Raw genomic sequence first — 21,743 nt, 5'->3', positions numbered from 1 at the left:
ACCTACGCAACATGAGTCAATGTTTGTGAAGATTGAGCGTTCACCACACACGGCAAAGACACACTAAAGCACGCCCCACCTTCTGGCATATTTGATACGCTAAGCAAACCGTTGTGGGCGTTTACGACGGATTTAACCACCGCAAGACCAAGGCCCGTGCCATGAGTTTTAGTTGTGAAAAACGGTTCAAAAATTTTGTTTTTGAGTTTATCCGGTACGCCAGGACCTTTATCTATAATGGCCACATGCAAACGTTCATCAGACACTGCAGTTTCTACGTGCACGCACTCCCCTTTCGGAGTAACTTGGCTCGCGTTGTGAACAAGGTTTAATAACGCGCCTTGAAGCGCTGTAAGATTACCGGTAATAGATACGTTTTTATCGAAGCCGCTAAAAGTTAGCGTTTGCTGTGCTTGAGCCGTCATGGTTTGGGCACTGCCTTCAATTGAAGTAAACAACTCTCCCAAGCTAATTTGGCTGACCACTTGTTCTTCCCCTGACTTAGCGAAAAGCAGCATGTCGTTAACCTGACTCTCTAGCTCTTTAAGCCTGTCAGTTAGCTTGTTTGCAAATTGAGTTTGTGCTTCTTGTCCCAAGCCTTTGCGCGTTAAATTAGACGCATAGAGCATGGCCGCAGAAAGAGGCGTACGAATTTGGTGAGCAAGGGATGCCACCATTTTTCCGAGAGAAGACAGGCGCTGCATATGACTCACGCGTGCTTGCAGCTGCCGCGTTTCGGTTAAGTCGGTAATAACAATTAATTGCCCAGGCTCATTTTCTAATGGCGTGATAGAAAGCTTCACTCGGCGACCGTCAACAAGTGAGACTTCGTGGCCGTCGTCAGCGCGAGGCTTGAATGAGCGCGTGATAATACTTCGCCACACTTCCTCTTCCAGCGGTTCACCTAACAGTGCTTTCGCTTGTTCATTGGCTTGGCGCACGATCCCTTTACCGTCTATAACGATAACGCCAGCAGGCATTACCTGAAGTAAGTGCTCAAGTCGACTCGCCTGCAACCGTAAAGACGAAATATCGTCACTGCTTGAGGGGTCGTATTCATCACGAGATATCGCATTATCAATACTATCTAACGCATAGCTTGATGCTGAGTACTCAGTTGATTGTGGTGTGCTGTCAAAAGCCATATTGCCCTCGTCAAATTGCAGACGCTGTTAAACTATGACTTAGATAAAGCAGAAGATGTGCCAATTCATCATTGGCTTATTTTTCAGTTAGATAGGATTAAATTATAGAGGAAAGCGCAACGTCAATTACCTGACATTACGCTTCTTCAGTACGTTGAATATCGTACTTCCGCATTTTCTCGACAAGCGTTGTTCTGCGCATACCAAGTTTGTCGGCAGCTCGAGCCACCACCCAATCTTGATTGTCTAACGCCTGTCGAATGAGGTTTACTTCCAACTCAGAAAGGTACTCTTTGAGATTAACCCCTTCCTCAGGTAAAGATGAAGAAACCATTCCGTTCAAACCCTCATGGCTTTGCTCGTTAAGATCTTCTTCAGGCTCTTGCGCGGCCGCTTCAGCAAAGAGTGCATTGAATGCTTCACGCTCAAGAATTTCTTCGGGATAATCAGGCTCGTAAGCCTGTATATCACCGTATTGATATTTCTCAGGTAAATCGGCGATATCAACGATTTGACCAGGATAAAGAATTGTTAAGCGTTCAACCAAGTTAGACAGCTCACGAACGTTGCCCGCCCATTCGTGCTCCATTAACGAGGCGATCGCTTGCTCGGTAAAGCGCACACCTTCCACCCCATCACCTTGGATACGACTATTTAGCTCTTGGAGCAGTAAGGGGATATCGTCTTTTCTTTGTCTAAGTGCAGGGCTATCAATTGGGAACACGTTGAGTCGGTAATACAAGTCCTCACGGAACTTGTCTTCACTGATCATGGTTTCCAAATTGCGGTGCGTCGCGGCGATGATGCGTACGTTACACTGAAGGGGCTTGTTGCCGCCTACGCGCTCGAAGGTACGCTCTTGTAACACGCGCAATAATTTAACCTGCATCTGAAGCGGCATATCACCGATTTCATCCAGAAACAACGTACGGCCTTCCGCTAACTCAAAACGGCCTTTACGCGCGCTGATTGCGCCAGTAAACGCGCCTTTTTCGTGACCAAACAGCTCGCTTTCCAGCAGTTCGCCAGGAATGGCACCGCAGTTTACCGGAATAAATGGCCCGTCTTTGCGTTCAGATAAGAAGTGAACATTACGTGCAACGACCTCTTTACCTGTTCCAGACTCACCTAGAATCAAGACAGTGGCATCAGTTGGAGCAACCTGTTCAACTAATCGACGAACTATTTGTATTTGTTCGCTTTTACCAATAAGGCTTCTAAACAGTCGCGTCTTTGTTCCCGATGTACGAGACAAGCTCGGTTTGCGCCTTGAGTATTCTTGGCAACGATGGATAGCTTGGGTCAAAACGGGATAGGTTAATGGCGTTGCAATAACGCTAACGAGATTACAACCTGCTGATGCTTGGCTATTATTTTCAACCAATGCTACAAATGGTATGTGAGGAAACTTCTCAACCAGTCCGCTGACTATGGCTGGCGATATGTGCTCAATAAGAACAGCATCAGCCCCACTATCTTGCAAATACCGTTCGCAATCACTAAAGCCTCGCGATTGACACGATTCTCCCATGAAGGTAACGATAGTTTCCAAGTTTTGAATAAGTTCCTGGTTGTCACTAACCAGCAAAATGTTCTTCATCAATTCCCCGAGAACGCTTTGTTATTATTTACAGTTTAGCGCATTTATAAATTGTAACGACAAAAGATCGGAGCGCAACCGCTGTTTTCGGAAATGTATCAATAAAAAAAGCAGGTTACCCTGCTTCTTTCGATTAATTTTAGCAAAATTAACGTATGTTGGTTTAACTCAACAACGATAAAACCTGACTCTGCTGCTGATTCGCTTGCGCTTGAACGGTTAGCGCCGCCTGACCCAGCACATCGTTTGACGCCTGCTGTGACACAGCTTGAGCAAAATCAAGATCTTGAATGCGGCTACGCGCTTCAGCGGTGTTCACGTTAGCTTGAGTAAGAGAACGCGCCGCACTTTCGAAACGGTTTTGGGTAGCACCTAAATCGCCTCGCGCGTTACCGATCGTTTCAATTGCAGCATCAGTTGCACCTAGCGCATCTTCAATGCTAGTGCCAGATGTAATATCGATAGCCAGTACATCATTTAATTGAGCAGCAACATCTTGTGTATTGACGCTTATTGATTGACCCGCACTTGAACCTGATTGGAATTCAAGTGAGCCATTTTCAGATAATAACGGCTTGCCAGCAAAATTCGTCTGCTCAATGGTTTGAGAGATATTCTCTTGTAATTGCGTAATTTCAGATTGAATAGCACGGCGATCGCCACTGCTCAAAACACCATTACCAGACTGTAAGGTAAGTTCGCGAATGCGGTTTACATCGTCATTGATGCTGCCTAAACCACCCTCTGCGACCTGCGCCACCGAAATTCCGTCGTAAACGTTATTAATAGCCTGGCGGTTGCCTTCTACTTCTGAAGTTAACCGATCGATGATTTGCTGGGCCGCTGCGCCGTCAGTTGCATCTTTAATTTTCTTACCACTGGCAAGCTTTTCCATCAAGGATTCTTGCTTCTCTTGCACTTGGCTGAGAAGTGAGTTACCTGAATCGGAACCTATTTTAATCATGAGGCTACCCTATTAAACTTTCACTTAATATAGTGTAGTAAATAGACAGAAGAATAACGAGTGACTGTTTTTTTAAAGAGTATGAAAATGAATACCCAACGGCTCAACGGTATCGTTACTGTTGAGTATTTCACTTTTTATTTAAGGAAGACTCGTTAAAAACTAATGGTTTATGGCATTGTTGCCGACACATGATATATTTAAACGATAATCATAAAAATCGTGGGCGATCTATGTTTGACGGCAAGTCTATATTGATAACAGGTGGTACAGGTTCGTTCGGTCATAAATACACCGAAAATTTGTTATCACGCTATAACCCCAAGCGCTTAATTATCTATTCGCGTGACGAGCTAAAACAGTTCGAAATGCAGCAGAAATTTAATGCTCCCTGCATGCGCTACTTTATCGGTGATGTGCGAGATAAAGACCGCCTTACGCGCGCAATGCAAGGGGTAGACTACGTTATCCATGCTGCCGCCATGAAACAAGTTCCGGCTGCTGAATATAATCCCACGGAGTGCATCCGCACTAATATCGATGGCGCTGAAAACGTTATAAACGCAGCTATTGATAATTCGGTAAGCAAAGTTATCGCGCTGTCGACCGACAAAGCAGCTAACCCCGTTAATTTGTACGGTGCGACTAAGCTCGCTTCCGATAAGCTGTTTGTTGCAGCAAATAATATGGTTGGCGCGGGCAGACCTCGATTTTCTGTAGTGAGATACGGGAATGTAGTGGGCTCTAGAGGCTCGGTTGTTCCGTTTTTCAATAAGCTCATTGAAGAAGGCACTGACCATATTCCGGTTACGCATAAAGATATGACGCGATTTTGGATAACACTTCAGCAGGGCGTCGACTTTGTTTTGAAGAATTTCGAGCGCATGATGGGTGGCGAAATATTTGTGCCCAAAATACCGTCAATTAGAATTACCGATTTAGCCGAAGCCATGGCACCAGGTGTACCCATTAAGATAGTGGGTATTCGACCTGGCGAGAAACTTCACGAAATGATGTGCCCTGGCGACATGGCCTTTCACACTTTCGAATATGACGATCACTTTGTCATTGCACCATCCATCAAGTTCTTCCACAGGAGTAATAACTTTACTTCAAACGGACTGGAGGAAGTAGGTAAGCCAGTTTCAGATGGTTTCGAATATGTATCTGATACAAATCCACATTTTCTCACGGTAGAGGAAATAGTTTCCTGTAATAAGGATGCGGATAAGTGATCCCATACGGACGTCAGTCGATTGATGAAGATGACATTAACACCGTCGTTAATTCACTAAAATCCAACTGGCTAACGCAAGGTCCAGCCGTACCAGCATTTGAAGAAGCTCTGACTCTGCAAAGCGGTGCTAAGCATGCTGTAGCGGTTAACAGCGCTACGTCAGCACTGCACCTCGCTTGCCTTGCTCTTGGAGTAGAGAAAAACGATACGGTATGGACCAGCCCCAACTCCTTCGTTGCCTCTGCGAATTGTGCACTTTACTGCGGTGCCGAGGTAGACTTTGTTGATGTAGAGCCCACAACAGGCAATATGGATGTAAGTGCATTAGCCGCAAAGTTAGCGCAGGCTAAAGAGCATGGAACCCTTCCCAAAGCTGTCATTCCCGTGCATTTCGCAGGTCAATCATGCGACATGAAAGCTATTGCGGCGCTCGCTGAAAAATATCACTTTCGTATTATCGAAGATGCTTCTCACGCTATTGGCGCGAAATACCGCGATCAGCCAGTTGGAAGCTGTCAGTATTCAGACATTACGGTTTTCAGTTTTCACCCCGTTAAGATAATCACTACGATGGAAGGCGGCGCGGCGTTAACCAATAAAAGCGAGTTAGCTCGAAAAATTCAGCTGATGCGAAGCCACGGCGTTACGGCAGTTCAGGACGAAATGACAGAAGTTTCTCATGGACCTTGGTACTACCAACAGGTGCTATTGGGCTTTAACTACCGCATGAACGATGTAGAGGCTGCACTAGGCACAAGTCAGCTAACAAAACTGGCTCAATTCGTTGAGCAAAGAAACGTACTCGCGGCTTTTTATGACAATGCATTCGAACATCAAGCCAATATCACGCCTCTGGATGTAAAAAGTAACTGCTACAGTAGCTATCACTTGTACGTTGTAAGAGCCACAAGGTTGAACTCTGAAACGCATAAAATTGCTATAGAGACCTTGAGAGCGAAGGGAATTTTTGCTCACGTCCACTACATTCCCATTCACCTTCAGCCATTTTATCAAAAATTAGGCTTCAAAAAAGGTGACTACCCGCATGCCGAACAATACTATCACCATGCTATTACGCTACCTCTTTACCCGTCATTAACGCAAGAAGAAGCGCAATACATAGTCGATACGACAATTGACGTTGTTAATCAATTATCGAGTTAACTTCAAGTTCTAATATAGGCTCGCCAATGTTGTAATGTTTAGACGCATCACGACTAAGAAGTGCGTCTAAATGTTGCGGTGCTAAGCCAAACCCAGTTCTAAGTGACTTAACATTATCGTGGGTAAAGGGCTGCCCTTTTTGAATGGGTGCACTGGCGTAAAGCGAACGACGTCTTAGCTTATCTTTTTCGCTTACCGCATAGGTGACTTTACCTAAAGTCTGCTCTACTTGGCGAACGCTTTCTACCATATCAGAAAATTCCCTAGGCTCCATCGAAAACGCTGAATCTGGCCCACCAAGCGATCTGTCTAAAATGAAGTGCTTCTCTATTACTCTCGCTCCCAATGCGGTAGCTGTTATGGGTACAATAGAGCCCATGGTATGGTCAGAAACACCTACAGTCACATCAAATCTAGCGCGCATATCGGCCATGGTTTTCAGATTAGCATCAGCAAGAGTGGAGGGATAATTCGAGGTGCATTTTAGTAGTGTTACCTGATGGTTGTTTTCCCTATGACAGGTTTCCAATGCTAAGGAAATATCCGCCTCTTGAGCAACTCCCGTAGAAATAATTATGGGTTTCCCCGTTTTTGCTACCGCCCTGATTAAAGGAATATCTGTGATTTCAAAGGAGGCTATTTTGTATAGGGGAACGTTCAGTTGCTCTAGAAATGCCACGCCATCTACATCAAATGGACTAGAAAAAAACACCAAGCCTAGCTCTTGAGCCACTTTCTGCAGTGGCTCGTGCCATTCGTAAGGCATAGACGCTTCTTTGTATAAATCCCACAAAGTACGCCCTTTCCACAGCCCTTCTTTGCGCTTTCCAAAAATGTCATTATCAACATTGATAGCTAGCGAATCTGCGGTGTATGTTTGTACTTTAACCGCATTGGCACCTGCTTTCGCCATCGCCTTTATCGTATCGACGGCCAAATCAAAATCGTTATTGTGATTGGCAGACAGCTCGGCAATGATGAAGACTTGGTCGTTAAATGGATACATCTGCTAAGACTTATTAAAATATACAAGCACGTCGTTAATAGACGTTAACTTATCGAGATCTTCATCTGGGACAGTAACGCCAGTCTTACCTTCAAGTTCAACAAATAGATTGAATAGATCTAAGCTATCTAACCCATACTCAGAAAATGCTTGTTCGCTGCCTAGGTTGCTTACATCAGTAGTCACACCAGAGTCAGTCATTGCTTGTTTTACATCTGCTTCAGTTAACATATTCTTCATTCCTCTTTAATAGGCATGTGGCCCACGAAAACCCGACCCCAAACCCGCTTAAAACGAGTCGCGCTGAGTTATCGTTAGACAAATAGTTTTTCAATATTAGGGGGATAGACGAAGAAACGGTGTTACCCGTATTTTCCAGTGCTTTAATAAACTTAGCTTCACTACCTTTGAAGCGTCTTGCTATGGCGTCAACAATAGCTAAGCTTCCTTGGTGTAAAATAAACGCGTCCACACTCTCTTCGGGCCAATCGTTCTTTTCTAATAACGTTTTTATTGCAGGAGCAACGTTCAACGAGGCAAAGTTAAAAACTTGCCTACCATTCATATAAAGCTCGCCTTGTTCAACCTTTAAATGTTCAGCGCCTTTTCCATCAGTACCAAATGAGCAGTCTGACACCACAAGCTGTGGATTTTCACCCATCCATGTGGCAGTAGCGGCGTCGCCGAACAGCATAGAGGTTGTTCTATTAGGCGTTGTAATTACTTTTGAATACGGATCAGCGGTTACCAATACACCATTCTTTTTGCCAGAAGCCGCTAAGAAGCCTTGTAAAATCGATAACCCATATACATACCCTGAGCACCCAAGTGAAACGTCAAACGCCGCAACATGAGTAGGTAGTGCTAACTTTTTATGAACTAATGCCGCACAGTGAGGCAAGCCTTGCCCGTCGGGGTTTTGTGTTACAACAATAAGGGCATCGATGTCTTCTTTGGCAAGATCAGACTCACACAGCAACGCATCAACCGCTTTTACCGCTATATCAGAGGTGTCATCACCTTGTTCTAACCTTGGCAAAAAGCGCGCGCCAAGCTTAGTCTCAACAAATGATGCCGACTCCTCGAAGGTCTCTGCTTGTTTGAAGTTATCGACACCTTCTTTCGGTATGTAACTTGAAATAGCTTTAATGCCTATCATGCTATTCTCCAACAATGAACTGTACGGTTCCAAAACGTTTTCCATCGATAACAACGTCGTTAATTGAAAACTTGTTTTGCATTATCCGCGTGGTTTTAATTGAAAGACTTTCATAACCTATCGGCAGTTCATCAAAAAAGTTAAGCTGCCCCACTAACCACTTGCCCGTCTTTAGACTAAAGAGTGTGTTATGGAGTTTTTTCGTCAAGGCAACCACTAGTTCTACAGTTGTGCAGTCGTTACGAAAAAAAGAAGTCGCCTGCTGCTCATCAGACATGACATCAGCACGTTGTACTAGTATATCTTCGTCAAATGGGTAGGATTCCTGTACTTGCCCTTCTGTCTCAACAATCACGCCTCGCGTTCTTTCTTGTGTGTTCTTATCAAGAAGCTCAACTGTACCAACAATGTTTTTTTCAACATCATCTTCGAGCTGCCCAAACAAAACCTCACACTGCCGATGAATCAATTGTTTAAACACGAGTTTGGTTACGATTTGATTTTCTTCACACACTGCAGTGCTAAACCACGTATAAAAGTCGGTACTATGGAGGTAGTTTCTCGAGCCTTTAAATTTGAGCTGTGTTTTCATTATCGAATCCTCTTAGCCGGATTTCCCAACATGGTAGACTCAGGGGCAACGTCCTTAAAAATTGCTGCTCCTGCTGCCACTGTGCTGTACATCCCAACACGCACGCTGTCTCTCACAACGGAATTTGGCGCTATTTGTACACCTTCCTCAATGTGTGCATAGCCACACAGTGTTGAATTAGGGCCTATATCGACTAAATCATCAACCGCAACATCATGCCCTAAATTAGCATTAGCGCGAATAAAGCAGTTGTCACCCACTCTTGTACCGGGCTGAAGCACAGTATTTGCTGCAATGACAACACCGCAACCGAGTTTAACGTTAAAACCGATGTTCGCTGACGGATGTACCAGCGTAGCTAACCGGTGCTGTGGAATGTTGAGACGCTTAAACTTTTCTGCACGGGCTTTCATTTTTCCCACGGACAACAGTGCATAAACGAATAACGTATCTTCGTCTAAACTTTCCCATTCATGGGGCGCGCCCAAAACTGGCCATCGCTCTATATATTCACCTGCAGGAATATTGTCATTCAAAAAGCCGACTAGCTCTAAAGGCTCGCCAATCTTTATTAGATCAAGCACGATTTGTGCGACAACCAAGCCGTTACCGCCACCACCTATAATCACTACCTTTTTCAACACATCCTGCCTTTATTTGATAATTTCATCTACCCACGGTTGATTGTGGTTGTATGCTTCCATAATCGATAACGCGCTTTGTGACATTGTTTTCAATGTATCTGGAGAGCATCGCAAATTCTCAAGCACATTGACAACGCGTTGTTGAATTTTTTCTAAGCGCTTCGACTCTGTGCTGTAGTCCCCAACATAGACCGCGGCCCCCTTTTCTTCTAATGCGATCGCTTGCGCAACTTGATTTTGTGCAATAGCGAGGACAAGGGTCGGTAGCGCCATTTTACAACGCTCCCAGGACATGGTGCCACCACCACCAATTGCCAGGTCAGCCTGCGCCATTAATAATGAAACATTCGAAGCTTGCACATGTAATTTAAAGCCGTGCTGAGTACAAAATGCGTATATTAGCGGCTTAAATGGGTGATGCTCTCCAATGATGACGTCAACGCTAACGGGTTCATTTAAGCTTGTGCACCACTTTGCGAGCAGCTCGCAGATAAATAGAGTGGCATTGTCTTTATCCATTCCTCCAAAGCATACAAAAATGCGCTTTAGTGCTTGAGGCAATGTAGGGGGGGAAAATGCAAACTCTTCTCGCAACGGAAAATACTGGGGACCGATCATGAGCTTAGTATTATTTTGAATTTTTCCATCCCATTTTTTCTGAGCATCAAGTACTAAATTAGGGTCAATCAATACATCACATTTTAGTGTTCGGTCGGCCAGCCCATCAATAACGACAACTTTTGCATTTAGGGCTTCTTTTAACGCAATGTGCCACTGTGAAGTCAAAGAAAAATGATCTACAACAACAATAACGCGCTCGTTTAATGTTGTATGGTGCAATGCCGCTAATGACTCACGCGCATCATTGGATTCTGTTCCACCTAACCAATGAGCGTGAGGACACCAGTTTCCTGCGTATTCTTGAGCGTTGGAAGTCGGTAACTCGATTACCTTAAAATCTGCGCGTCTGATTTCATCTAAACAATGCCCCTTGTGAGGCTTTGAAATAAAGTATATTGAAATACCGCGCGCTCTTAATAGCTTTGCCAGTGTAAGGCAGCGCATAACATGGCCAGTTCCTATGTGTTCACCACTGTCTACGCGCACCAACGCTGTAATCGAGTTGTTCATTTTCACAGCCCTCGAGACTGGATCGCTCTGAATAGAAGCTCTGCGGTTTCCCAATCTTCTTCGGTATCGATATCTTGCACGCGGTATCTTGGCATCAGAAACGCGGTGGCGTGATGAGAATACATTGGCAAATTCTTTAGAAAAGCGTCAGCCTTGCCCCAGTAGAATTGCCCTGCGTCATGGTAGGCTTCCAGCAGATCCTGAGAGCGTGTTTTCATGTGCTGTTTATCAAACATTTCAATATCACCTTGCGGCGTAAAATGGAAAGCACGTTGAATAGGAAAAGGAAAGCTTGTTGCAGAGAAACAGAAGTCCTTCTTCGAACTTTTTAATTTTGCAAACGCATTCACTAAGTCTTCCGATGTAACAAAAGGTGCGGTAGCGTAAAGCACACAACAGTAATTTGCTGGTTTTTCGTTGTCGGCCAGCCATGTCAACGCGTGATTAACAACATCGCGAGTTACCGCATGGTCATCAGACAATTCAGCTGGACGAACAAACGGAACGAAAGCCCCTTTTTCAATAGCAAACTGCGCAATTTCGTCATCGTCAGTACTTACAATAACCTTATCAAATTCCTTTGAGGCTAGAGCAGCTTCTATAGACCAGGCAATAATAGGTTTATTGCAAAAAAGGCGGAGGTTTTTTCGCAAAATGCGTTTGCTACCACCTCGCGCTGGGATTATTGCTACATTCATAAGTGTCTCTGCTGTTAGCGTATATCGGTTTAGCTACTTCTGACGCTAGTGGCACGGTGATTGAGTAATTTGCTCACGCTAAGACGACTTCTTTTTATTAAAAATGATCTTTGTTTTACAAAGTGATGCTTCTAACGGTCTTGGACATAACCAAAATCTATCACCGGCTTCATTGGTCATCTCTTTATCGGCAAGAGGCTCAGAAGCTAAAGCAAACATGCTGTACGTTTCAAAAGACGTCATACTATTTGACAACTTGTGGAAGTAATCATCGAAAAAACTCCCCCAATCCTCTTTCTCAAGCTTAGGAAACACCAATTTCAGTTTATTGCTCGAAACTAGCGCGAGTACCGCAGTAAACACGGATTTTTCCACGCCTTTTTTATCCGAATTGTTAAAGGGACTGAATACCAAAACGTCGGTTTCCGCTGTGTTGAAACCTTCATGTAATTCTAGCAAGAGTTCAGGTTCGTTTGTTATGAATGCCGCTCGGCTAACTTCAGGCTTGCGCTTTTTCAAATCAGCAGCACTTGAGATAAATTCAAGTTGATAGCGATGTTGACTGTTATCAATATTTTCGTTTAGGCCAAGAGTCTCAATAATATGGCTAGCAGAATCACTAATAAAACCTACGTTCTCACTCTTTACGTATTCTGATAAGGTGATCTCTTGTCTTTCTTTTGTGAAACTTGAAACAGAGTCAAAAGCATCAGGATACATCGAAACACTCGTTAACGCGTCATCAAGAAAGTTGTGCCAACACGATCTAATAGCTTCGAATTTCTCCATCACTAGTTCGTCATTTTTGAAATGCGTTAATTTACTGAAAATGCTGTTTATGTAATTCGAAGTACCATTGAAGTAAAAAAATAAAATGGAGCTTTTACGCAAATACGCCTCGACTAAGAACTTGCGCTGATCGAACACCAGTTTATCGATATCTTCGCGCCCATTAAATTCTTTGTCAGATAACGCTTTAAAATTGGTGATGTCCTCTATTAGCGCATCATGATTAAACCGTTTAGCAAAACGTTGTTGGAATTCAGCTACCGGAATAGGAACATGAGCCTGAGTTTGAATCCAACTCATCGCAGCCTGTTTGTCTTCCAATGAATTAGTAATAATTAACGCGTCTTGCTCTAATGGAGGACTTCCAACGATTTTTGCGCCATCGTTTAAATTATAAACGTCAGCATCACTGAAAGCAGATAAGGTTTTCTCAATCACCGACTTTGACATGTTGAATTCAAACTTGGTATTTACATAGGGTCTAAAGTTCCCTCGCACTACCAATGAAGTGTCTATGCGCTCTGCGTGATTAAACAGTTCGCCGCCATCTTTTTTATAATAGCCTGAGGATTTAGAGTGATGGTGATTAACATCAACCATCCCCAAGTCAACGCCGAATAGATAAACTTGTTTAAAGCCCAGTTCTAACACGTAGTTAATGACAAAATTCGATACGGTAGGATAGGAAAAATGAAGGAATGGCAATTCTAACTCAGGAAAGAGTTCCTTCATAAAAACCGTTGACGACTCACCTTCTTTGAAAGCGAGAAAGGTGTCTTTATAGAGCTTTACCGTATCAGGGTGAACACCATTACAGCTGATAAAATTGATCTGCTTTAAATAGTCTTTATCGCCTATACGCGATGCCCAATCGAAAGACGCTCGGTTCGACTCTACTTCTGCGTGAAAGTCAGGAACAATACCATTACTGTGCATTGCCTGTAAGGCTGTGCCGCAAGATATGACTATAGCTCGCTCCCTTTCTTCCTTCAAAAGGGGCAGTAAATTATCAAGAGAGGGGCCATTTCCGACGATAAATACCGCTACCTCACTTAAATTTCTACTGAGCTCCGGCACACCAGATTTGCGATAAAAGCCTATATTATTTTCTACCGCCCATTTCGTATGCGTCGTGCCAAAGCGAGAATGCTCGAAGTATTCCCCCATGGCGACAATTAAGCGCAGGTCTTCTCTTAGCTTATCAACCGCAGGAAGAAGCACTTCGTTATCATAGCCGAGTGTTAAGTAGGTATTGGCAATGATATGTGTTCCGATAGAGTGGAATTGACTTAAAAGGTCCCGAACGAGGTTAGTTCCGTCATCCCCGATGTTAAGGTAAATACGGTGCCGTTTTTCTTCAACTTTGTTCAGAATTGCCGCCCAATCTATCGCAAACAGAGAAGCAAAAAAGTAGTCTCGGTTGGGTTCGCAAACAAAGAGTTTTTCTATATCTCGCGAGTCACTGAGCGCTTCTAACTGATATCCTGCTCCCATGCCAAAAAGGAGCATCGATTTAACGGTTTCCGGTAGCTTACTTTCTTCCTCTTCCATTCCCGCCAAATGTTCTTGGATTTTCCTTACCATTTTATGATGCGAATAATGAATGAGTTTCCCCCCTGCGTAGCCTAATATTAGGTTATCGCGGTTGGGCTGCTTCACAAATGCTTCATAAGCTAGTTCAGACTCGCGTTTTGGGCTGTCACCGTAAAGCGGTGTGCAGGTCTCTATATGGAAGAGGTTTACTTCACCTGATTGATTAGCTTTTGGCTCCCACTTGACCGGCTTGTAGTCGCTGAATTCTTTAGCTATATCAGGGTAATACTTCGCAAACGCTTCAATGTTATTATCAAAAACGACTTTACTAAGGTTACTGGTCGCCCAATCATTGGATGTAACCACCGGACTCCAAGGAACTATATAGTCGTCAAATGGCTGCGAGGAAGAAAATGAAAATAGCCGCTTTTGCACGTCTTTAATTGTTAGCCCAGATAGACTTTTAAGTACTGAGTCAAAGCTCGCACTATGATAATGCTGATAAAAATGAACTGAAGCAAAAGGACTTACCTGCTTTAATTCACTTAAATCTTCTAATACAGAACTACCGTCTAACTGGCTTTGAAAATAAATTGCCGTTCCCTTCTCTGCAGCAACTTTGAAAATTTCTGGCCAAACACCGGTGAGCATAGAGCAATGTGTGAATTCAAAATTAGGCTCGTAAAGGACGATACTTTTGAAATTAGTTTCATTTACCAATTTAAGTAGGTGAATTCCAAGAGCCAACCCCAGTACAACTAACACTTCTGCATCGTCTTCGATGGGCTTGGATTGCCGAGAAAACCCGTTTTTGTCCAATACCCAAGGAGAACTTATAAACGAGTCCACATGTTGGTGAATACTTGCGGTTACCTGTTCCCCGTAAAAGACCTTGCCGCTATTAAAGTCGACAATATCGAGTTCTTTATCTTTGTTAACGAAAACTGAGGTGGATGTGCTTCTCGCCCGAATGAGCTGAGTAAAGATAGCCGGCATTACGCGCTTGAAAGCTATTAAGCTTTTTTCTTTGTTCTTTTTAATCGCGTACGCAGATTCAACTTCTAGCGATGTTTGTTTATCTTCATCATCTAAAAGGTAGAATTTAATAGCTTTAAGCATTATTTTTTATATCTCTTTGCCGCTTTTTGCGCTCTTGAAAAGCCAACTATCTCCTCTTTTGCAGCTAACTTCAACTTAAGCCCAAGTTCTTCTAATTCTTGATTAATAATTAGTTCATTTTCAGCGAAGGTAGTGCGTTCATTTCCAGAGAGTCTGCTTAACTCGCGAAGAACCAACGAATGTCGCAGGCTGATTAGATGACGGAAAGTTTCAGTTGAAAGCGCGGCAGGCTCTGCTGCCACGCAAACCGCAATTGCTGCGTTGACTTTGCTTAGGAAAAGAGGTGTAGATGAATGGTTTAACTTATCGACGTTCAAATCGCTTGCTTACTTTCTCGTTGCGCTCGAAACGCCTCTTCTTTTGCTTCTTGGGGAATTTGCACCCAAGCATCTCTAATCGGCGATAACAGTGAAGATACCTCATCTAACAACTTAATATCATTGTTAACATGAGCCTCGTTCAGTTTCTCGATCATAAATTCATAGAGGGCAAACATGTTTTCAGCAACTTCGCCGCCCACTTTTACATCTAACGTATCGCGCAGGTGAATAATAATGGCCGTTGCTTTCGAAATAAATGTCGCCTTCTCTTGCAACTCTTTTCGTTCCATTGCACCTTTCGCATATGCAATCCTGTCTAACGCGCCTTGAAGCAGCATCAAGGTCAACTTGTGAGGATCTGCATTGGCAACATCTTGCTTTAAATTACCTTTTTTGTAGGCATTAATACCTTTAAGAGACATACTTTCTCCGAAACTCGTACGTTATAGTGCGGCTAATAATGCCGAGCTTGTCTGATTCAACTGTGCCACAGTCTGGTCTAAGTTAAGGTACTTGCTTCGTAAGATTTGCTCATAGTTGAACATACGAAGCTCCAAAGTTTCCCTTTCAGAATAAACACCCTCTCTATTCTCTTTCGCCGTTTTTTCGCGCAGAGAAATAAGGCCTCCAGATGACGTAAACTCATCAACGAAATCGTATAAGCGAACCGCTATACCTTCATTTTCGTCTGTAAACAATGTAGCGATATCGTCGAAATTGTCTTCCAACGCATCTTTTAATCTGTCTTCCCCAGACCCAATTCCAAAGTCTGACGAACTAATTTCTAACTTTCCATCTTCGTCTAGCTCTATACCAAGTCTGAATAACCCACCAAGCTGTGAAGTAGACACGTTATCGCCAATAATAGATGATAGTCCAGACTGGATTCCTCTTAGCAATGAGTCTCCAGCAAGCGCACCATCTTCTTCCAACTCAGATTCACCATAGCGCGTCAACGTTCCAATTTCGTCAATAATCGCATTATAGTTATCTACAAAATCCCTAATTTTCTGTTCCAGACCTTCTTTGTCAAAACCGATTTTCAGCGTCGTCGACAAAAAGTTGCCCGCATTATCTTTGGGTGAGATCTCGTTAACATCAAAAGTGACGTTTTGAATAGTGTTTTCGAACTTATTTGACTGGCTTTGAACTTCAATTCCGTCAACAAATGCAATTGCGTTTTTGGCAGATTCAATGTTGGCAGCGCTAATGTTATTAGTTCCACCCGCAGTTGAAAGTCTGTCTAGTTCTGCAGCGCCTGTATCATTGTTGATAACTAGATCATTGCCATCACCGGTCTCTTCAGACAGAAACACCAGGCGAGGCCCTTCGGCAGTACCTGTATCAATAATATTTGCGGTTACACCGAAATTATCGTCTGCGCTGTTGATCGCTTCTCTGAGGTCTACAAGAGATGTGCCAGAATCAACGTTGATAGTAAATGAATCACCACCAGGAATGCTAAAGGTCAAAGAACCCGTTCCAGAACTTAAAACAGGATCTGAACTTGAAGTGAAAGCACCCGCGTCTGTAGTTATGCGACTTCCCGATGCAAGTTGTTGCACGGTAATATCGTAACTTCCGCGTAATGCTGAGCTCGACGCATCAGCAGATAAAACGTCGTCATCTTCTGAAGGATTAACGATTGTAGGCTCTCGACCGTTAATATCAGTATCGCTACGTAAGTCATCGACAGCATCTTTAAAATCTGACAACTTAGACTTTATCTGTCCAAGACCAGAGATTTCTGCTTCGATCTTTTCTTCTTTTGTGTTGAGCCTTTCCTCTTTAGGCAATCTCTCAGCATCTAAAAGCTGCTGGACAAGATCATCAAGAGCTAAACCTGAACCTACACCTAGCGACTGAATAGTCATAACCTACCTCATTAAACCTGATTGTTGATAAACACCCCTACGCTATTCCCTACATCCTGCTGTAATTCCTGAATTCTTTCAGCAAGCTTTAAAAGCTCCTCGGAAGGAATCTGCCGAATAACGTCTCCAGATTGACTATCTTTAACTGTCACAACCGAACGATTGGTATTTTCGTCGATTGAAAAAGTTAAATCCCTGTTTTGAACAGTTAGAAATGACTCAACTTTTGCCACCGCCTCTTCAAGGTCAGCAACATTCCTCTCTCCACCTTGGTTATCGACTTCTCCAGATAAACCTTGAGATAAATTTTCATCTTCCACCTCAACGCTGTTGCTTTGAGATGAAGAAGACTTAGCAAGCTCATCTATACGATTTGCGTCACTGTTAACTTCTTTAGGTGAACTTAAACTGTCTCTTACCGACGATGCTGTATTTGGTGCTGTACCTGTTGAAGTACCTATCGCTGTACTTGATGCAAAAGGCTGACCATTTTGAATATTCGGTATTTCCACGTTTCTACCCCCCTTCTGAAACGACAAAACGGGAACCTGCCTAAGCAAGCACCCGTTACATCTCAACTAAGGCTAATTGTATTATAGCTTATCCAAGCAACGATAGCGCAGTTTGTGGACGCTGGTTGGCCTGGCTCAGAACTGAAACAGATGCTTGCTGAATAATCTGGTTACGCGTTAGTTCAGCCGTTTCCGCAGCAAAATCTGTATCTCTGATTTGAGAGCGTGCCGCAGACAAGTTCTCACTGATGTTACTCAGGTTACGAATAGTCGACTGGAATCTGTTTTGAAGCGCACCTAAATCAGCACGAACGCCCCCAACACCAGATATTGCAGCATCGACCGCACTTAATAGCGCAGCAGCACCTGAAGCAGTTTCAACACTATCACCATCAATACCAAGACCGGCTGTACTAAAGCCAGTAATTGATCCTAGGTTACCGGTTGAAAGGTTTACTGAAATCGTTTGACCTGCGTTAGCACCCACTAGGAATGAAGCAGAAAAGTTACCATCTAAGATGTTAACGTTACCAAACTGAGTATCCGTTGCGATACGTGAAATTTCAGTTCGTAGCGCTGATACTTCTTTTTGAAGCGCCAAACGGTCAGCAGAAGAGTTGATGCCGTTTTGCGATTGAATTGATAGCTGGCGAATACGCTGTAGACTCGTAGTAATCTCACTGATCGCACCTTCAGCTGTTTGTGCTAAAGAAATAGCATCGTTCGCGTTGCGTACTGCTTGGTTCAAGCCTTCAACTTGCGACGTAAGTCTGTCAGAAATTTGAAGACCTGCAGCATCATCTGCGGCACTGTTGATTCTAAAACCTGAAGACAATCTTTCGAACGACGTGTTAAGACGATCATTTACGTCAAAAAGCTGACGTTGTGCGTTGATCGAAGACACATTTGTGTTAACGAATAAACTCATTGGAATACCTCCTAGGGACTCGTCGACCAATGTGGTACGATCAAATCCTTCCAGTTCAAATTAGCTTGGTCACTACTCCGAGCTAACGCCTCTTTTAAAAGTAAAGTAAATTACCCCTCAACTATTGGTATCGGCCAACCCTTTAGGTTCTTTAGTTTTTTTTTCGTTTTTTTTATCTTTTTTCGAAATAAAAAGGTAAGCCACTGAATTAGTTGACAAATAAATTCATAAAAATTTAAAAAGATCACGTTTATTCGGTTGATTTATCAAGCAATGATTAAAACGAGTTAAAGCGTTCAAGAAGGTTTGTCTTTTTCGCAACAAAGCGGCAGTACCTACTTCTCATACGCAAGACAGAATCGGCTTGTTAATTGAACGGCAAAGAATTGGAATGAGAATTGGAAAAAGAATTGGAATGAGAGTACCACTGCATGTCTTATCAATAAGACAGGCGAAATCTTTTACTCTAAATTTAAAGTTGGCATTGATGCTGCAAGGTATATTTTGAACAAATTGTCGTGCTCTGCAATTTGTTTGAAATTGGCGGGATGTTTCGGTATTACTAAAAAAAAGGCCGAGACTATTTAATCTCGGCCAATTTGCTCACGTTAGGAGATTGAGCAAATTCAGTTTCTGTCGGCTGGCAGGTATTTAGTAGGATAAACTGGCCTCTCAACCAACACTTCTACACTCTCAGTCCTGTTAGTCGACGCTTTCTCAAAGGGGCGGCCTTACGGCCGCTATCCTTTTTCAGGGGATGGCCTCTCAACTCCTTCCCAAATTCAAGCGTCTTTTAATTAACCACCTAGTAGTGAAAGTGCAGCCTGTGGACGCTGGTTAGCCTGTGCCAGGATAGTAGTACTAGCTTGCTGTAAAATCTGGTTGCGGCTTAGTTCTGCCGTTTCGGTGGCAAAGTCTGCATCTTTGATTCGCGATCTTGCCGCTGATACGTTCTCTGAGATATTGCTCAGGTTTCTAATCGTAGATTGGAATCTGTTTTGAATAGCACCCAAATCTGCGCGAAGGCCACCAATTGCAGAGATTGCTGCATCTACATCGTCAAGAAGAGCAGACGCACCCGCTGCGGTCAAAACGTCGGCAGATATAATTCCAAGCCCTGTAGCACTGAAGCCGTTAACACCTGCTGCGGTTAATGCTTGAGTCGATAGGTTCACTGAAATTGTTTGTCCAGAGTTTGCGCCTACCAAAAAGCTAGCAGAGAACACACCTGAAAGAATACTAACACCAGCAAACTCAGTTGTTGTTGCGATACGTGAAATTTCAGTTCTCAATGCAGAAACTTCTTTTTGCAGCGCCGCTCGGTCAGCTGAGCTATTAATACCGTTCTGCGATTGAATCGCCAACGTACGAATACGTTGTAGAGCAGTGGTAGTTTCAGCCATCGCACCTTCAGCAGTTTGTGCTAGTGAAATACCGTCGTTAGCATTTCGTACCGCTTGATCCAAACCTTGAATTTGCGAGGTCATACGGTCAGTAATTTGCAGTCCCGCGGCATCGTCTGCAGCACTGTTAATTCTAAAACCAGATGAAAGACGTTCAAACGCGGTGCTCAAGTTATTACCGGTAGTGAACAATTGACGTTGTGCATTCAAAGATGACACGTTGGTATTAACAAATAGACTCATGGGTCTCTCCTAACAGTTTCGAGTGTTGCGCTATTGGTTTTATTATTTGCGCGATTAGTTTAAATATTTGGCATAGCCTGTGCTTTGAATTACATGTCAGTTTAATCTGACGTTTCATTGGCACACTACCAATGGAACTTGCTAAGTAGAGAAGTTACTTCTCTTTGCTGGTCGGTGGGTTTGGTGTTCCAGAACCTCAAACCTCTCACTACCTCCTGGCTCTAATCTCGCCGGTCAGCAGCTCTAACCATTCATCAGCAAACTCCATTTTTTATCGACCTTTACTTGCATTTACTTTAGTAATTTTTTCAAATAATTTTATTCGATTTAAAGCACTGTTTTTCCTAACTTTTAAATACAGTTAATTTAAAAAAACTTGTATTCAAACTGTGCTTTTTACGCTCTTAAACATTAGCTTTAGAAGCATAGAGAAAAGAAACATGGTTTATCTCCCCTTTGTAATAGTTATCGTCAAAGTTCGAATTTTACTTTAGGTATTTTTTGCTAATTTTTAGAAAAACGGCGGATATAAATTAAAAATCTATATATTCCAGAGTGTTAGAGGGTAATTTTACGTGCACGAATAGTATAAATGAGGGGAATGACGCGTTTGAAAGGTCGGTATATAGAAAAGCTGGTCTTCAAAAGACCAGCTTTGAACGCACGTGAACTAGAGCACTACCTCCTGGCTTCACGTTAATGGCGATTAGCCTAGAAGCTGTAAAGCAGCCTGAGGACGCTGGTTAGCCTGAGATAATACAGTAGTACTTGCCTGCTGAATGATCTGGTTACGCGTCAAGTTAGCGGTTTCCGTAGCAAAATCTGTATCTTTAATCTGTGAACGTGCAGCCGACACGTTTTCAGAGATATTGCTTAGGTTACGAATAGTTGATTGGAAGCGGTTTTGCAAAGCACCCAAATCAGCTCGTAAGCTACCAATAGCAGAAATTGCGCTGTCCACATTATCAAGAATTGTAGAAGCATTTTCTGCTGAAAGAACATCACCAGTGCCAATACCAAGACCCGATGGGCCAAAACCTGAAACACCCGCAGCAGTAAGCGTAGGTGAAGACAAGTTAACAGAAATTGTCTGACCCGAGTTTGCACCTACTAGGAACGAAGCAGAGAACGCACCTGAAAGGATACTTACACCAGCAAATTCAGTGGTTGTAGCTATACGTGAAATTTCTGTACGTAGTGCAGATACTTCTTTTTGAAGCGCTGCGCGGTCTGCAGAACTGTTGATACCGTTTTGTGATTGAATAGCTAGAGTACGAATACGTTGAAGTGCTGTTGTTGTCTCAGACAACGCGCCTTCAGCAGTTTGCGACAATGAAATCGCATCGTTAGCATTACGAACGGCTTGGTTTAGACCTTCAATTTGTGAGGTCATACGATCGGTAATCTGAAGACCTGCAGCATCATCAGCAGCGCTGTTGATACGGAAGCCTGAAGATAAACGTTCAAATGAAGTACTCAATGAATTGCTTACATCAAAAAGCTGACGCTGGGCATTCAATGAGGATACATTGGTATTAACGAACATTGACATAAAGTCTCTCCTACACTCTCAGTCCAGCGTGCGCTGGCTGTCGGGATTTCCGACGTTTTGTTTTAGTAGTCATCAAGACCTGAGGGGTAATTGATGAACTGGCTCTCTCAGAAACTGTATCGACAACATA

General features: G+C 43.3%; 20 protein-coding genes. 2 read left to right on the top strand and 18 right to left on the bottom strand.

All coding sequences use genetic code 11. The features are described 5' to 3' along the window. Positions 1-2 precede the first annotated feature (2 nt). The 3 genes from BZA03_RS00400 to BZA03_RS00390 all read right to left on the bottom strand — a co-directional run bounded on the left by BZA03_RS00400 (position 3) and on the right by BZA03_RS00390 (position 3,709). On the bottom strand, positions 3-1,145 hold the full coding sequence (locus tag BZA03_RS00400) for a PAS domain-containing sensor histidine kinase (protein WP_039224851.1): 1,143 nt from the start codon (positions 1,143-1,145) through the stop codon (positions 3-5). A gap of 136 nt (positions 1,146-1,281) precedes the next feature. Next, positions 1,282-2,745, bottom strand: a complete 1,464-nt coding sequence (locus BZA03_RS00395; protein ID WP_110287685.1) for a sigma-54 dependent transcriptional regulator — start codon at positions 2,743-2,745, stop codon at positions 1,282-1,284. 163 nt (positions 2,746-2,908) lie between these two features. Further along, positions 2,909-3,709, bottom strand: a complete 801-nt coding sequence (locus BZA03_RS00390) for a flagellin (RefSeq protein ID WP_110287684.1) — start codon at positions 3,707-3,709, stop codon at positions 2,909-2,911. Positions 3,710-3,942: 233 nt separating this feature from the next. Between BZA03_RS00390 and pseB the strand changes: the two genes are divergently transcribed. Both pseB and pseC read left to right on the top strand, forming a co-directional pair. Further along, positions 3,943-4,944, top strand: a complete 1,002-nt coding sequence (gene pseB / locus BZA03_RS00385; protein ID WP_014975898.1) for a UDP-N-acetylglucosamine 4,6-dehydratase (inverting) — start codon at positions 3,943-3,945, stop codon at positions 4,942-4,944. Then, positions 4,941-6,110, top strand: coding sequence for a UDP-4-amino-4,6-dideoxy-N-acetyl-beta-L-altrosamine transaminase (pseC, locus tag BZA03_RS00380; RefSeq protein WP_014975897.1), 1,170 nt, complete (start codon positions 4,941-4,943; stop codon positions 6,108-6,110). The genes pseB and pseC overlap by 4 nt, the downstream gene beginning before the upstream one ends. Here pseC and pseI read toward each other — a convergent pair. From pseI to BZA03_RS00305, 15 genes are all read right to left on the bottom strand, one after another. Continuing rightward, on the bottom strand, positions 6,091-7,116 hold the full coding sequence (pseI, locus tag BZA03_RS00375) for a pseudaminic acid synthase (protein ID WP_014975896.1): 1,026 nt from the start codon (positions 7,114-7,116) through the stop codon (positions 6,091-6,093). The two genes, pseC and pseI, sit on opposite strands and share 20 nt — an antisense overlap. Before the next feature lie 3 nt (positions 7,117-7,119). Then, on the bottom strand, positions 7,120-7,347 hold the full coding sequence (locus BZA03_RS00370) for an acyl carrier protein (protein WP_014975895.1): 228 nt from the start codon (positions 7,345-7,347) through the stop codon (positions 7,120-7,122). Further along, on the bottom strand, positions 7,337-8,275 hold the full coding sequence (locus BZA03_RS00365; RefSeq protein WP_014975894.1) for a ketoacyl-ACP synthase III: 939 nt from the start codon (positions 8,273-8,275) through the stop codon (positions 7,337-7,339). Before BZA03_RS00365 ends, BZA03_RS00370 begins: the two co-directional genes overlap by 11 nt. A gap of 1 nt (position 8,276) precedes the next feature. Continuing rightward, the gene (locus BZA03_RS00360) at positions 8,277-8,867 is read right to left on the bottom strand and encodes a hypothetical protein (RefSeq protein ID WP_014975893.1); all 591 of its coding nucleotides are present in this window, start codon (positions 8,865-8,867) and stop codon (positions 8,277-8,279) included. Further along, complete coding sequence (locus BZA03_RS00355; protein ID WP_039224837.1) at positions 8,867-9,511, bottom strand: acetyltransferase; 645 nt, start codon at positions 9,509-9,511, stop codon at positions 8,867-8,869. Before BZA03_RS00355 ends, BZA03_RS00360 begins: the two co-directional genes overlap by 1 nt. 9 nt (positions 9,512-9,520) lie before the next feature. Continuing rightward, positions 9,521-10,642 carry a UDP-2,4-diacetamido-2,4,6-trideoxy-beta-L-altropyranose hydrolase gene (pseG, locus tag BZA03_RS00350; RefSeq protein ID WP_110287683.1) on the bottom strand — a complete coding sequence of 374 codons (1,122 nt, stop codon included), beginning with the start codon at positions 10,640-10,642 and terminating at the stop codon, positions 9,521-9,523. A gap of 2 nt (positions 10,643-10,644) precedes the next feature. Beyond that, complete coding sequence (pseF, locus tag BZA03_RS00345) at positions 10,645-11,340, bottom strand: pseudaminic acid cytidylyltransferase (RefSeq protein ID WP_075176133.1); 696 nt, start codon at positions 11,338-11,340, stop codon at positions 10,645-10,647. 78 nt (positions 11,341-11,418) lie between these two features. Beyond that, complete coding sequence (locus tag BZA03_RS00340; protein ID WP_110287682.1) at positions 11,419-14,781, bottom strand: 6-hydroxymethylpterin diphosphokinase MptE-like protein; 3,363 nt, start codon at positions 14,779-14,781, stop codon at positions 11,419-11,421. After that, positions 14,781-15,098, bottom strand: a complete 318-nt coding sequence (locus tag BZA03_RS00335) for a hypothetical protein (protein ID WP_110287681.1) — start codon at positions 15,096-15,098, stop codon at positions 14,781-14,783. Before BZA03_RS00335 ends, BZA03_RS00340 begins: the two co-directional genes overlap by 1 nt. Further along, on the bottom strand, positions 15,095-15,523 hold the full coding sequence (fliS, locus tag BZA03_RS00330; RefSeq protein ID WP_014975887.1) for a flagellar export chaperone FliS: 429 nt from the start codon (positions 15,521-15,523) through the stop codon (positions 15,095-15,097). Before fliS ends, BZA03_RS00335 begins: the two co-directional genes overlap by 4 nt. Before the next feature lie 21 nt (positions 15,524-15,544). Further along, positions 15,545-16,975, bottom strand: a complete 1,431-nt coding sequence (gene fliD, locus BZA03_RS00325; RefSeq protein WP_014975886.1) for a flagellar filament capping protein FliD — start codon at positions 16,973-16,975, stop codon at positions 15,545-15,547. Positions 16,976-16,986: 11 nt separating this feature from the next. Next, positions 16,987-17,487, bottom strand: a complete 501-nt coding sequence (locus tag BZA03_RS00320) for a flagellar protein FlaG (RefSeq protein WP_014975885.1) — start codon at positions 17,485-17,487, stop codon at positions 16,987-16,989. An 88-nt stretch (positions 17,488-17,575) separates the two neighbouring features. Continuing rightward, positions 17,576-18,415, bottom strand: a complete 840-nt coding sequence (locus tag BZA03_RS00315) for a flagellin (RefSeq protein WP_014975884.1) — start codon at positions 18,413-18,415, stop codon at positions 17,576-17,578. A gap of 797 nt (positions 18,416-19,212) precedes the next feature. Beyond that, positions 19,213-20,061, bottom strand: coding sequence for a flagellin (locus tag BZA03_RS00310; protein ID WP_014975883.1), 849 nt, complete (start codon positions 20,059-20,061; stop codon positions 19,213-19,215). A gap of 706 nt (positions 20,062-20,767) precedes the next feature. Beyond that, on the bottom strand, positions 20,768-21,613 hold the full coding sequence (locus BZA03_RS00305) for a flagellin (RefSeq protein WP_039224827.1): 846 nt from the start codon (positions 21,611-21,613) through the stop codon (positions 20,768-20,770). Between the last annotated feature and the right edge of the window lie 130 nt (positions 21,614-21,743).

Source organism: Alteromonas sp. I10, assembly GCF_003201515.1.
Lineage (GTDB): Bacteria > Pseudomonadota > Gammaproteobacteria > Enterobacterales > Alteromonadaceae > Alteromonas > Alteromonas macleodii.
This window is presented reverse-complemented; position numbering and strand designations above follow the sequence as displayed.